Genomic DNA, 12285 nt, shown 5'->3' with positions numbered 1-12285 from the left:
CGGTGTTCCAGACCTTGGACTTGTCCTTGATCTGGGTGTGCTTGGCGCGCTCGGCCACTTCGAGGATCTTCTCGACGCCTTCCTTCAGCATGTCGGCGAAACGGAACACGCCGGCGTGCTTCTGCATGGTGCGCTGCATGTCCAGACGCACGTCGTTCACTTCGACGCCGTTCGTCTGGGTTTCGAGGCGGGCGATACGCGCCAGGGAGACATCGGCAGCGTCATCCGGCAGCGGCTTGAGCGTGAGCTGGCCGGACTTGAAGTCGGCAACCACGGTTTCGCCGGCGGACTTGCCGAACACCAGCAGATCGAGCAGCGAGTTGGTGCCCAGACGGTTGGCGCCGTGCACCGACGCGCAGGCACATTCGCCGGCGGCGTAGAAGCCGGAAACCGGCACGTTCGGGTTGCCATCCTTCGGAACGATGACCTGACCCTTGTAGTTGGTCGGAATACCGCCCATCTGGTAGTGGCAGGTCGGCACGACCGGGATCGGGGCCTTGATCGGATCGACGCCAGCAAACTGGATCGAGATTTCACGAATGCCGGGCAGGCGCTTCATGATGGTCTCGGGGGACAGGTGGGTGATGTCGAGGAGCACGTGATCCTTCTCGGAACCACAGCCACGGCCTTCGTTGATCTCGGTGACCATCGAACGCGACACGACGTCACGGGAGGCCAGATCCTTCAGGTTCGGGGCATAGCGCTCCATGAAGCGCTCGCCGGCGGCGTTACGCAGGATGCCGCCTTCGCCACGCACCCCTTCGGTGATCAGCACACCAGCGCCGGCCACGCCCGTCGGGTGGAACTGCCAGAACTCCATGTCTTCCAGCGGAATGCCGGCACGAGCCGCCATACCGACACCGTCACCGGTGTTGATGAAGGCATTGGTGGAACTGTAGTAGATACGACCGGCACCGCCGGTGGCGAAGATGGTCGCCTTGGCGTGGAAGATCGAAACCTCACCGGTTTCCATTTCCATGGCGGTCACACCCAGCACATCGCCATCGGCGTTGCGGATCAGGTCCATCGCCATCCATTCGACGAAGAACTGGGTGTTGGCGCGCACGTTGCGCTGATAAAGCGCGTGCAGCATCGCGTGACCGGTACGGTCGGCCGCGGCACAGGAGCGGGACACCGGGGTCTGGCCGTAATTCTGCGAGTGCCCGCCGAACGGACGCTGGTAGATCTTGCCGTTGTCGGTACGGTCGAACGGCATGCCGTAGTGTTCGAGTTCGACGACGACTTCGTTGGCCTTCTTGACCATGAACTCGATCGCGTCCTGGTCACCCAGCCAGTCCGACCCCTTGACGGTGTCGTACATGTGCCAGTGCCAGTTGTCTTCGGTCGAGTTGCCCAGGGAAGCGGCAACACCGCCCTGCGCGGCAACAGTGTGGGAGCGGGTCGGGAAGACCTTGGTCAGGACGGCCGTCTTGAGGCCGGCTTCGGAGAGCTGGAGCGCCGCCCGCAGGCCGGCGCCACCGGCACCGACGATAACCGCGTCAAAAGTATGCTTAGCGACTTTCACTTACAGCCTCCAGAGAATCTGAGCAGCCCAGCCGGCGTAGCCGATGAGCGCGAGGGCAACGATCGAATGCAGGGTAAGACGGATACCCGTGGGCTTGATGTAGTCCATGAAGATGTCACGCACGCCGATCCAGGCGTGGAAGAACAGCGACATGAAGAACAGGAAGGTCGCGAACTTCATGAAGCCGCCGCTGAAGACACCGCGCCAGCTCTCGTAGGAGCCATCAGGCATGGTCAGGACGCAAATTGCAATAATGACGGTATAGAGTGCCATCACGACAGCCGTGACGCGCTGGGCGAGCCAGTCGCGGAAACCGTAGTGGGCACCAACAATGACAGGCTTTACCATAGCTTGGTCACCAGAAGGGCAGTGAGAACGAGACTGACGATCAGCACCATGCGGGCGCTCTTGACCGAAGATTCCTTGTCGACGCCGACGTGCAAGTCAAGCAGCAGGAAACGGATGCCGGCACAGAAGTGGTGCAGGTACGCCCACACCAGGCCACTCAGGATGAGTTTGACAAAAGGATTCCCGACAATCTTGGCGAATTCAGCATAGGATTCCGGAGAGCCCACGCTGGCGCCGAAGAGCGCAAGCAGCACCGGCAGCATGAGGAACAGACCAGCGCCGCTCACCCGATGCAGAATCGAGACCTTCCCGGCAAGCGGGAGCCTGATCTCGTTCAGCGCCAGATGCTTCGGGCGCTGTTTCTTCAAAATCACCTCTGTCATAAGATTTCCCTCTAACAATAGCAACTCGCAAGTCGCTCATTTCCCACACAAACAAAATTATAAGTATATACCCTTACCATCAACTGACAGGCCGGGCCCTCCCATCAATTCAAAACCGTCAATTCAATTCGTTAAGATAATAATGATCCGCCGTCAGATAAAGCCCCCGACGCCATTCAACCGGCCGATCGCCATAGGTGTAGGTTACCCGTTCGACAGACAGCAGCGGCGTACCTTCCGCGACATTGAGGGTTTCGCTGGTCATCCGGTCGGCCGCAACCGCGCGGATCCGCTCTTCGGCACGGATCATCCGCACACCGAAGCGACTTTCAAACAAACTATATAGGGAACCATGCGAGCCCTGCAGAACCTCCATGGTCAGGCCCTGGAAGATCTCACCTGGCAGATAGATCTCATCCACCACGACCGGCTTTCCGGCAAAACGCAGCAGACGCCGCAGAATGGTGACGGGCGCGCCGAGCTCGATGCCCAGCATGCGCGCAGCCTCATTCCCCGCTTTGGCCTTCCAGCAATCAAGCGGTACGCTTTGCGGATGTGCGAGATCGCCATCCATGGGAACCAGCCGGAGGAATCTGAACAGCGCACGGGGATCGTTATGAGAAGCGACGTAAGTGCCCTTGCCCTGCTTGCGGACCAGGAGGTTCTCGGCCGCCATCTCATCAATGGCCTTGCGCACCGTACCCTGGCTTACACTGAAGCGGATGGCGAGTTCCTGCTCGCTGGGAATCGCCTGCCCCGGACGCCACTCGCCGGACTCCAAAGCATTAAGCATCAGATTCTTGATCTGACGGTACAGGGGGCTGAAGGTGGGCGAGTCGTGTCGCATGCGTGTATTTGAACACACTTTCGAAAGACAGTCTATAATCAGTCTTATATCTTATATAAGATATAAGACAAGGAAATTGACAGCCTTTCCAAATGCTCCTACGATTCGAACGTTGACCGGCTCAGCGCCAGCGCCAACCCAAGATCAGCATCGCGGCGACTCGCTGGCGGCGCGAATCAGCAGTGAATTAGTTTCGATAACACTTTCTATGTAGAGGGAGTTTCAATAATGGCAAAAGCCCCCGTTCGTGTCGCAGTCACCGGCGCCGCCGGTCAGATCGGTTACAGCCTCCTGTTCCGCATCGCCAGTGGCGAAATGCTGGGCAAGGATCAGCCCGTCATCCTCCAGTTGCTCGATCTCCCGCAAGCCCAGAAGGCTGTCAAGGGCGTCATGATGGAACTGGAAGACTGTGCCTTCCCGCTGCTGGCCGGCATGATTGCCACCGACGACCCCAATGTCGCCTTCAAGGATGCCCAGGTCTGCCTGCTGGTCGGCGCCCGTCCGCGCGGCCCCGGCATGGAGCGCAAGGATCTGCTGACCGAAAACGCCAAGATCTTCACCGTTCAGGGCGCCGCCATCGGCCAGTACGCCGACCCCAGCGTCAAGGTGCTGGTTGTGGGCAACCCCTGCAACACCAACGCCTACATCGCCAAGGAAATCGCCGTCAAGTACGGCCGCGTCAATGCCAAGAACTTCACCGGCATGCTGCGTCTGGACCACAACCGCGCCCTGTCCCAGCTGGCGACCAAGTCCGGCCGTGACGTTTCCAGCCTGAAGAACCTGGTCGTCTGGGGCAACCACTCACCCACGATGTACGCCGACTACCGCGCCGTCACCTCCAATGGCGACAGCGTCAAGGGCCTGATCAACGACGACGCCTGGAACCGCGACGTGTTCCTGCCGACCGTCGGCAAGCGTGGCGCTGCGATCATCGAAGCCCGCGGCCTGTCCTCCGCTGCCTCGGCCGCCAACGCCGCCATCGACCACATCCGTGACTGGGTGCTCGGCTCCAACGGCGAATGGGTCACCATGGGCATCCCGTCCGACGGTTCCTACGGCATCCCCGAAGGCATCATCTACGGCTTCCCGGTCACCACCGAAAACGGCGAGTACAAGATCGTCCAGGGCCTGGAAATCGACGAGTTCTCCCGTGAGCGCATGACCCACACCCTCAACGAGCTGCTCGAAGAGCGTGACGGCGTGAAGGATCTGCTGGCCTAATCGCCGCAGTTCTCAGCCGGTCAGAACGCGGGGGCAGAAATGCTCCCGCGTTTTTCGTTCACGCCGTTTTTTGCTACCCTCCTCCGCCTGTCAGATCACTTCGAGTATCCGCCATGTCCGCCTTGCCGCATCCCGACCACGTGCTCTTCCAGGGCGAAAAGCCCTTCCCCATCCTCCCAGCCGTCGACCATTACGCTGGCAGCGAGAAGCTGATGCGCAAGGCCCTGGGCCTTCAGCACGAGCTCGGGCCGGTGTTCGACATCACCTGTGACTGCGAGGATGGCGCCCACGCCGGCGCCGAGGCAGAGCACGCGGCAATGGCAGCGGAGATCGTCATGTCCGGCGACAACCGCTTCGGTCGCGTTGGTGCCCGCATCCACGACATCACCCACGCCCACTGGGAACAGGACGTGGACATCCTGGTCGGCCAGGCCGGCGAGCGGCTCGCCTTCCTGACCATCCCCAAGCCCCGCAGCGTCGCCGATGCCGCCCGCCAGATCGAGGCGATCCGCAACGCCGAAGAACGCCACGGCATCAAGCGGGAAATTCCGGTTCATGTGCTCATCGAAACCCACGGCGCCCTGCGCGACGCCTGGGAGATCGCTGCACTGGATCGTGTGGAATCCCTCGATTTCGGCCTGATGGATTTCGTCAGCGGCCACCACGGTGCGATTCCCGGCGCCGCGATGCGCAGCCCGGGCCAGTTTGAACATCCGCTGATCATCCGCGCCAAATGCGACATCGCCGCCGCAGCGCTCGCCAACGGCGTCGTGCCCTCCCACAACGTCACCACCGAACTCAAGGATCTGGCCTACATCCGCCGCGACGCCGAACGCGCCCGAAAGGAGTTCGGCTATCTGCGCATGTGGAGCATTCACCCGAACCAGATCATTCCGATTGTCGAAGCCATGCGCCCCGATTTCACCGAGGTCGAAGAGGCGGCCAGCATCCTGATCGCCGCCCAGGACAAGCACTGGGGGCCGATCCAGCACGCCGGCAAACTGCACGACCGGGCGTCCTACCGTTATTACTGGGAACTCCTCAAGCGCGCTCGCAGCACCGGAATGGACATTCCGGGTGACGCTCTGAAGCGATTCTTCTGACAATAAAAAACCCGGCGCAAGGCCGGGTTTTTTATTGCAGAAACCGCAGATCAGTCAGGCAGCGCGATCTTGTTGTCGGTGCTGAACTGATAGTCGTTGAAGACGTGCTCGGCAGAGAGGATCTGGTAGCTGCCGTCTTCCGCCTTGCGGGTGGTGTCCTTCAGGCGATAGGTGTAGTGCCCGCAGGTCCAGCAGTCGAAGTTGCGCATGTGGGTACATAGGCAGGTCTTGTCCATCACCGACACCCGCTTGGCGCCCGGATGAGCCGCGACTTCGCGGTTGTAGGCCTGGATGTAGGCACAGCTGCCGTTGGCGTCGAGCAGATAGCCATAGGCCTCGCAGTTCGGGCGGATGCCGGAGCCGATGGCCGGGCTGTTGGTGAGCATCCGCATCGGGTAGCCGGTCGGCGACACCTGATTCACGACTATGTTCTCTTCGCTGGCGCGGAAATACTCCTGCTGCACCTTCTCGGGCAGACCACATTCGGTGGTGACCGTGAAACGAGTCGCCACCTGCACGGCTGCAGCGCCGTTTTCGAGGAAAGACACCGCGTCGCTACCGGTAAAGATGCCGCCCGCCGGGATCAGCGGAATGTCGAGTTTCTCGGCGATCAGCCAGGCATGGATCTCGGCAACGATGGTGGCCAGGTCGTACTGCGCCCAGTCCATGCCGAAACCCAGGTGACCACCGGCAAGCGGGCCTTCGACCACCACATAGTCGGGGAGGCGGTTGGTGCGCGCGCTCTTGCGCAGGAAAAGCTGCAGCGCCCGTAGCGACGACACGATGATGCCCAGCTTGGCATCACGGAAACGGGGATGATCCTCGATCAGCGCGAACGAGCCCAGGTGCAGGCCGGCAGCCAGCGTGATGCCATCGACGCCGGCATCCAGCGCAGTGGCCAGACGCACCCGGAGGGTTTCCTTAGGGGCGTTCATCGTGAGCTTTTCCATGCAGTTCACGAAGATCATGCCGGGGCCCTTCTTGGCCTCCATCGTCTTGCCCACGTGCAGGCGGGTCGCCTCGGCAAGCTGGCCGAGATCGAACTGGACGACCGACTTGTCGGGGTTCTCGACGTTGTACTTGTAGAGCTTGAGCTTTTCCTTGACGTATTTGGTATTGAATCGGCGATCGGCTACCGTCTTGACCATCGCATCCGAGATGTGACCTATTCCGCCCAGCCGCGCCACTTCCAACGCCAGGTCAGCGGTGGAGATATCCACCCCCATCCCGCCAACCACGATGGGCACCAGCTCCTGCTTGCCAAAGCGCAGACGGAAATCATCAACTCGTTTCATGAAACTCCTTCCAGACAGACCTGACGGATCAAGAATGATCGCCAAGCGAAATATGTAGCCGAATACATCATTATCCCACCTCACAGCTCCCCTTGAGGCCGTTTAGATCAAGGAAAATTCAATCTACCCCTTGAAACCGACTGCCGCCCGCTTCAGACCGACAGGCGGCGCGACAGATGGGGGCAAAATTTGTTACCTTCCGGTGTGCGGAAAAAGTCACGTAGTCCGCTAAAATCACGGCTCGCTAGCCAACCACTATCAGATGTCGGACTCCTCTCACCCCGCCAAGGAATGCGCTGTACTGTTTGCCGATCTTGTGGGCAGCACACAGCTATATCAGCGCGTGGGTGACACTTCGGCGTTCGAGGTTGTCGACCGCAGCATCCGCGCCATGCGGATTGCCGTCGAAACCAAGCGTGGCCGCGTCGTCAAGCACACCGGCGACGGCCTGATGGCCGTCTTCAGCGATGCCGACAGCGCTGCCGACGCCACCCTGGCGATCCACCAAACCCTGAAGGAACTCCCCAGCACCGCCGAGCAGCAACGCCTGGCCGTGCGCATCGGTTTTCACTTCGGGGCCGTCGTCGCCAGCGGGACCGACGTGTTTGGCGACACCGTCAATTTCGCCGCCCGCCTGGCCGAACTCGCGTCGCCGGGCAAGGCCATCACGTCGAGCGAAACCGCCCGCCGGCTCGGGCCCGAATGGCGGTCGGTGCTGCACGCCCTGCCGCCCCGGGTGATTCGCGGCGTGACCCGCCCGGTAGAACTGTGCGAGTTGATGTGCGAGGCGGTGGGCGAACTCACCATCGTCCAGAGCGATCACTTCCTGCTCGACACCGAACCCGAGCTGCGCCTTTATCTCGACTCGACCTCGCTGGTGCTCAATTCAACCCGACCGAGCGCCCGCATCGGGCGCGATCCGGCAGCCGATCTGGTCGTGGGCGACACCCAGTCGTCGCGGCGCCATGCGGAAATCGAACTGCGTGGCGACAAGTTCGTGCTCATCGACCGCAGCAGCAACGGCACCTTCGTTCAGATCGAAGGCGAAAGGGAGTTCCTGCTGTCCCGCGAGGAAGTCGTCCTGCGGGGCCGCGGCCAGTTTGCCCTCGGCCGCAGCTGCTCCAGCAGCCCCCACGTGGTCAGCTTCGTCTGCATCTAGGCTGACGCAGGCCGGGCATACCGCCCAGCCCAAACCTCACCCCAGCAGCGCCGCTCTCAACGCATCCCCTGCCCGCTCCACCGCCTTCACCGCCTGCGGAAAATACTTTCCCAGCGAGAAGAAGCCGTGGACCATGCCTTCGAACTCATGCACTGCCACTGGCACGCCGGCCTCGCCCAGCAGCGCCGCGTAGGCCTTGCCGTCATCCGTGAGCGGATCGCATTCGGCGAGGATGAAGGTCGCCGGTGGCAGGCCATCGAAACGCCCGGCGTTGATCGGCGACGCACGCCAATCATTCCAGTCGTCCTGATTGGGCAGGTAGCGCTCAAAGAACCAGGCGAGGCTCTCGGTATCCAGGAAGTAGCCGCTGGCAAACTCGCGCCGGGACGGGCGCTGGCTGAGGATGTCGGTGCACGGGTAGATCAGCAGCTGCAGCGCCGCCTGCGGGCCGTTGGCGTTACGCAACTGAAGGGCGGTGACGGCGCTCAGCGTGCCGCCTGCACTATCGCCGGCCAGCGCAAAACGGCTCGGATCGATCCCCAGCAAGGCCGCGTTGGCGAGGCTCCAGGTCACGGCGCGCAGCGCATCCTCAACCGCGGTTGGAAAAGGGTGTTCGGGCGCCAGCCGGTAATCCACCGACAGCACGGCCACGCCACTGAGATGGGCCAACTCGCGGCACAGGCCGTCGTAGCTCGCCACGTCGCCGATGCACCAGCCCCCACCGTGAAAATAGAAAGCCACCGGCAGGATCTCGTCCGGACCGGCCGAAAGCGGCCGGTAAAGCCGCGCCATGATCACGCCATCCTTCGCGTGGGTCGCTGGAATCGGCACTTCGGTCACCGACGACACGGCACGGGCTTCGGGCCCAAAGGTGCCTTGAAGCTTCTCGAAGGAACGTCGGGCCTGATGCGTATCCAGCTCGTGAAAACGCGGCGCACCGACGCGGTAAATCATGGCAAGCAGGGCCTGGGCTTGGGGGTCGAGGGCCATGGCGGCTAATCCGGGAGCAACAGAAGGGAAAATCAGGACATGCAGAAACCAATCGGGCCAAATTTGCACCAAAAACGGAAAAACCAGCCCGTTTTTTGCTACAATTTTCTAACCCATTGATTTTATTGGTGCCGGGAGTGGGACTCGAACCCACACACCTTGCGGCGGCGGATTTTGAATCCGCTGCGTCTACCGATTCCGCCATCCCGGCATGGGAAGCCGCGCATTATCTACGAATCTGCTTATTGCATCAACTCGCCCAAGACTCATGGCCTGGACCCTAGACGATTTCGATTACCCGCTCCCTCAGGAACTGATTGCCCAGGCTCCCCTCGACCGCCGCACCGACAGCCGCCTGCTCCAGGTTGGCCCGCAGCTGGCCGACCTGCATTTTGCTGATCTTCCCGCCCTGCTTTCCCCGGGTGACCTGCTGGTCTTCAACGACACCCGGGTGATCCACGCCCGCCTGTTCGGCACCAAGGACACCGGCGGCCAGGTCGAGGTGATGATCGAGCGCCCGCTGGGCGCCCACGAAGCCCTCGCCCAGGTGCGCGCCAGCAAGTCGCCCAAGCCGGGCACCCGGCTGATGCTCGAAGGCGCGCTTGAAGTCGAAGTGCTCGGCCGCGCCGGCGAGTTCTTCCACCTGCGCTTCCCGGCTGGCGAGGATCTCGTCGTGCTGCTCGAAAGGCACGGGCGCCTACCCCTGCCACCGTACATCGAGCGCGCCGCCGGCAATGCCGACGAATCCCGTTACCAAACGGTTTTCGCGAAGAACCCGGGCTCGGTCGCCGCACCCACCGCCGGCCTCCACTTCGACGAACCACTCCTCGCACGCCTCGCCCAGATGGGCGTGAATAGCGCCTTCGTGACGCTCAACGTGGGCGCCGGCACCTTCCAGCCGGTGCGCGTCCATGATCTGTCCGAGCACAAGATGCACACCGAGGCCTACTTCGTCCCCCAGGCCACGGTAGACGCCATCGCCGCCACCAAAGCCGCCGGCAAGCGCGTGGTGTGCGTCGGCACCACCAGCATGCGGGCGCTGGAATCCTGCGCCAAGGGTGGCCAGGCCGTCGCCGGCGAGGCCGAGAGCGACCTGTTCATCCTGCCCGGCTACCACTTCAACGTGGCGGATGCGCTCATCACCAACTTCCACCTGCCGAAATCCACGCTGCTGATGCTGGTCTCCGCCTTCGCGGGCATGGACACCATCCGCCGCGCCTACGCCCACGCCATCGCCGAGCGCTACCGCTTCTTCAGCTACGGCGACGCCATGTTCCTGACCCGGACCCCCGAATGAAATACGAACTCCTCGCCACCGACGGCGGCGCCCGTCGGGGCCGCCTCACCCTCAACCACGGCACCGTCGATACGCCGGCCTTCATGCCGGTCGGCACCTACGGCTCGGTGAAGGGCATCTCGCCGCAGGACCTGCGCGACATCGGCGCCCAGATCTGCCTGGGCAACACCTTCCACCTTTGGCTGCGCCCGGGCCTGGAGGTGATGGAAGCCTTTGGCGGCCTACACCAGTTCATGGCCTGGGACGGCCCCATCCTCACCGACTCCGGCGGCTTCCAGGTGTTCTCGCTGGGTGCGCTCCGAAAGATCACCGAGGAAGGCGTGCGCTTCAGCTCGCCGGTCAATGGCGACAAGCTCTTCCTCACCCCCGAGGAATCCATGCGCATCCAGAAGGTGCTGAACTCCGACGTGGTGATGATCTTCGACGAATGCACGCCCTACCCCGCCACCGTCACCCAGGCGGCCGACTCCATGCGCCTGTCGCTGCGCTGGGCGCGTCGTTCGCGGGACGAGTTCGACCGCCTCGAAAATAACAACGCGCTCTTCGGCATCGTCCAGGGCGGCATGTTTGAAAACCTGCGCGACGAATCCCTCGCCGGGCTCGAAGAAATCGGCTTTCACGGCTACGCCATCGGCGGCCTGTCGGTGGGCGAGCCCAAGGACGACATGCAGCGCATCCTGCACCACACCGCCCCTCGCCTGCCCATGGACAAACCCCGCTACCTGATGGGCGTGGGCACGCCGGAAGACATCGTCTTCGCGGTGCAGGCCGGCATCGACATGTTCGATTGCGTGATGCCCACCCGCAACGCCCGCAACGGCTGGCTGTTCACCCGCCATGGCGACGTGAAGATCCGCAACGCCCGCCACAAGTCCGACACCCGCCCGCTCGACGAGACCTGCGACTGCTACACCTGCCGCAACTTCTCGCGGGGCTACCTGCACCACCTCAACCGCCTCAACGAGATCCTCGGCGCGCGGCTCGCCACCATCCACAACCTGCACTACTACCAGCAACTGATGCGCGACCTGCGCGACGCCATCGCCAGCGGCACTCTCACCGACTACGTCGCCCGCTTCCACCGCGAGCGCGCCGGCCAGGGCGCCTGACGCCTGCTCGGGCGCCGGCTTCGCCGGCCGGCGCCTTGCCGCTATAATCGCCCCTTTGCCCGAAATCCGTCCATGCAGGTCTTCCGTGGAATCCCCGAGCGAGCCCAACATGGCTGCGTGCTGACCATCGGCAACTTCGATGGCGTGCACCGCGGCCATCAGTCGCTGCTGGCGAAGCTCTCCGCCAAGGCGCTGGCCACCGGTCTGCCCGCTGCGGTGATGACCTTCGAGCCCCACCCGCGGGAATACTTCGCCCACGAGAACCGCCCCCGGCGCCTCACCTCCCTGCGCGAAAAGATCCAGCTGCTCGAAGCCCGGGGTGTCGACCGCCTCTACATCGCCCGCTTCAACCAGCGCTTCGCCGGCCTCACCGCCGAGGCCTTCATCGAAGACGTGCTGATCCAGGGCCTCGGCGTACGTCACCTGCTGATCGGCGACGATTTCCGCTTCGGCAAGGGGCGCACCGGCAACTTCGAGATGCTCCGCAGCGTGGGCGAACAGGTCGGCTTCACCGTCGAGGCCATGCACACCGTCGACCACGAAGGCGAGCGAGTTTCCAGCTCTGCGGTGCGCGCGGCGCTGGCCGAAGGCGACATGCCCCACGCCGCCCGCCTCCTGGGCCGGCCCTACAGCATCAGCGGGCGCGTGCTCCACGGCGACAAGATCGGCCGCACCATCGGCTTTCCCACCGCCAACATTCAGCTCAAGCACCGCAGCCCGCCGCTGATGGGCATCTACACCGTCAGCGTCGAAGGCCTCGCCGACAAGCCGTGGCCCGGCGTGGCCAGCGTCGGCGTGCGCCCCACCATCAACGACGCCGGCCGGCCCAGCCTCGAAGTCCATCTCTTCGACTGGAACACCGAATGCTACGACGCGCACCTGCGCGTCAATTTCCTGCGCAAGCAGCGCGATGAGGAGCGCTACGACAGCCTCGACGCCCTCACCGCCCAGATCGCCCGCGACGCCGACGAGGCCCGCGCCTACTTCGCCCAGAATCCTCTCTGAATT

The 12285-nt window shown here is 63.0% G+C and carries 12 protein-coding genes and 1 tRNA gene; 6 read left to right on the top strand and 7 right to left on the bottom strand.

Annotation, left to right across the window (positions count from 1 at the left end; all coding sequences use genetic code 11):
• The 4 genes from sdhA to Q0672_RS20485 all read right to left on the bottom strand — a co-directional run.
• On the bottom strand, positions 1-1525 hold a 1525-nt coding region (gene sdhA / locus Q0672_RS20500; RefSeq protein ID WP_298625267.1), incomplete at its 3' end, for a succinate dehydrogenase flavoprotein subunit.
• Positions 1526-1873, bottom strand: coding sequence for a succinate dehydrogenase, hydrophobic membrane anchor protein (gene sdhD, locus Q0672_RS20495; protein ID WP_194271218.1), 348 nt, complete (start codon positions 1871-1873; stop codon positions 1526-1528).
• On the bottom strand, positions 1867-2256 hold the full coding sequence (gene sdhC / locus Q0672_RS20490) for a succinate dehydrogenase, cytochrome b556 subunit (protein WP_153161645.1): 390 nt from the start codon (positions 2254-2256) through the stop codon (positions 1867-1869). Before sdhC ends, sdhD begins: the two co-directional genes overlap by 7 nt.
• A 118-nt stretch (positions 2257-2374) precedes the next feature.
• Complete coding sequence (locus Q0672_RS20485) at positions 2375-3103, bottom strand: GntR family transcriptional regulator (protein WP_153161646.1); 729 nt, start codon at positions 3101-3103, stop codon at positions 2375-2377.
• Positions 3104-3331: 228 nt separating this feature from the next.
• On the opposite strand from Q0672_RS20485, the gene Q0672_RS20480 reads away from it, so the two are divergent.
• The gene (locus Q0672_RS20480) at positions 3332-4324 is read left to right on the top strand and encodes a malate dehydrogenase (RefSeq protein ID WP_153161647.1); all 993 of its coding nucleotides are present in this window, start codon (positions 3332-3334) and stop codon (positions 4322-4324) included.
• Positions 4325-4437: 113 nt separating this feature from the next.
• The gene (locus Q0672_RS20475; protein WP_298625263.1) at positions 4438-5427 is read left to right on the top strand and encodes an aldolase/citrate lyase family protein; all 990 of its coding nucleotides are present in this window, start codon (positions 4438-4440) and stop codon (positions 5425-5427) included.
• A gap of 50 nt (positions 5428-5477) precedes the next feature.
• On the opposite strand, the gene Q0672_RS20470 is transcribed toward Q0672_RS20475, so the two are convergent.
• Entirely contained in the window at positions 5478-6722 is a 1245-nt protein-coding gene (locus Q0672_RS20470) for a nitronate monooxygenase (RefSeq protein WP_153161649.1), read from the bottom strand.
• Positions 6723-6984: 262 nt separating this feature from the next.
• Between Q0672_RS20470 and Q0672_RS20465 the strand changes: the two genes are divergently transcribed.
• Positions 6985-7881, top strand: a complete 897-nt coding sequence (locus tag Q0672_RS20465; protein WP_153161650.1) for an adenylate/guanylate cyclase domain-containing protein — start codon at positions 6985-6987, stop codon at positions 7879-7881.
• Between the two features lie 36 nt (positions 7882-7917).
• On the opposite strand, the gene Q0672_RS20460 is transcribed toward Q0672_RS20465, so the two are convergent.
• Together Q0672_RS20460 and Q0672_RS20455 are read right to left on the bottom strand one after the other, a co-directional pair.
• Positions 7918-8871, bottom strand: a complete 954-nt coding sequence (locus Q0672_RS20460) for an alpha/beta hydrolase (RefSeq protein WP_153161651.1) — start codon at positions 8869-8871, stop codon at positions 7918-7920.
• 126 nt (positions 8872-8997) lie between these two features.
• Positions 8998-9082, bottom strand: a tRNA-Leu gene (locus tag Q0672_RS20455).
• A gap of 57 nt (positions 9083-9139) precedes the next feature.
• Here Q0672_RS20455 and queA point away from each other — a divergent pair.
• The 3 genes from queA (at position 9140) to Q0672_RS20440 (ending at position 12282) form a co-directional block, all read left to right on the top strand.
• Positions 9140-10168 carry a tRNA preQ1(34) S-adenosylmethionine ribosyltransferase-isomerase QueA gene (gene queA / locus Q0672_RS20450; protein ID WP_298625260.1) on the top strand — a complete coding sequence of 343 codons (1029 nt, stop codon included), beginning with the start codon at positions 9140-9142 and terminating at the stop codon, positions 10166-10168.
• Positions 10165-11277 carry a tRNA guanosine(34) transglycosylase Tgt gene (tgt, locus tag Q0672_RS20445; RefSeq protein ID WP_298625259.1) on the top strand — a complete coding sequence of 371 codons (1113 nt, stop codon included), beginning with the start codon at positions 10165-10167 and terminating at the stop codon, positions 11275-11277. The genes queA and tgt overlap by 4 nt, the downstream gene beginning before the upstream one ends.
• Positions 11278-11349: 72 nt before the next feature.
• Positions 11350-12282, top strand: a complete 933-nt coding sequence (locus Q0672_RS20440) for a bifunctional riboflavin kinase/FAD synthetase (RefSeq protein ID WP_153161654.1) — start codon at positions 11350-11352, stop codon at positions 12280-12282.
• The last annotated feature ends 3 nt before the right edge of the window (positions 12283-12285 follow it).

This window comes from uncultured Zoogloea sp., from assembly GCF_937894855.1.
Taxonomy (GTDB): domain Bacteria; phylum Pseudomonadota; class Gammaproteobacteria; order Burkholderiales; family Rhodocyclaceae; genus Zoogloea; species Zoogloea oryzae.
Note: the sequence above shows the minus strand (reverse complement) of the source record. Positions and strands in the feature narration are given on the sequence as shown.

What these genes read in the sequence shown, in the direction of transcription:
- Q0672_RS20460 (WP_153161651.1), bottom strand. Translation starts at nt 8,871, where the DNA reads ATGGCCCTCGACCCCCAAGCCCAGGCCCTGCTTGCCATGATTTACCGC.
- Q0672_RS20440 (WP_153161654.1), top strand. Translation starts at nt 11,350, where the DNA reads ATGCAGGTCTTCCGTGGAATCCCCGAGCGAGCCCAACATGGCTGCGTG.
- sdhD (WP_194271218.1), bottom strand. Translation starts at nt 1,873, where the DNA reads ATGGTAAAGCCTGTCATTGTTGGTGCCCACTACGGTTTCCGCGACTGG.
- Q0672_RS20470 (WP_153161649.1), bottom strand. Translation starts at nt 6,722, where the DNA reads ATGAAACGAGTTGATGATTTCCGTCTGCGCTTTGGCAAGCAGGAGCTG.
- Q0672_RS20465 (WP_153161650.1), top strand. Translation starts at nt 6,985, where the DNA reads ATGTCGGACTCCTCTCACCCCGCCAAGGAATGCGCTGTACTGTTTGCC.
- Q0672_RS20485 (WP_153161646.1), bottom strand. Translation starts at nt 3,103, where the DNA reads ATGCGACACGACTCGCCCACCTTCAGCCCCCTGTACCGTCAGATCAAG.
- Q0672_RS20475 (WP_298625263.1), top strand. Translation starts at nt 4,438, where the DNA reads ATGTCCGCCTTGCCGCATCCCGACCACGTGCTCTTCCAGGGCGAAAAG.
- sdhC (WP_153161645.1), bottom strand. Translation starts at nt 2,256, where the DNA reads ATGACAGAGGTGATTTTGAAGAAACAGCGCCCGAAGCATCTGGCGCTG.
- queA (WP_298625260.1), top strand. Translation starts at nt 9,140, where the DNA reads ATGGCCTGGACCCTAGACGATTTCGATTACCCGCTCCCTCAGGAACTG.
- tgt (WP_298625259.1), top strand. Translation starts at nt 10,165, where the DNA reads ATGAAATACGAACTCCTCGCCACCGACGGCGGCGCCCGTCGGGGCCGC.
- Q0672_RS20480 (WP_153161647.1), top strand. Translation starts at nt 3,332, where the DNA reads ATGGCAAAAGCCCCCGTTCGTGTCGCAGTCACCGGCGCCGCCGGTCAG.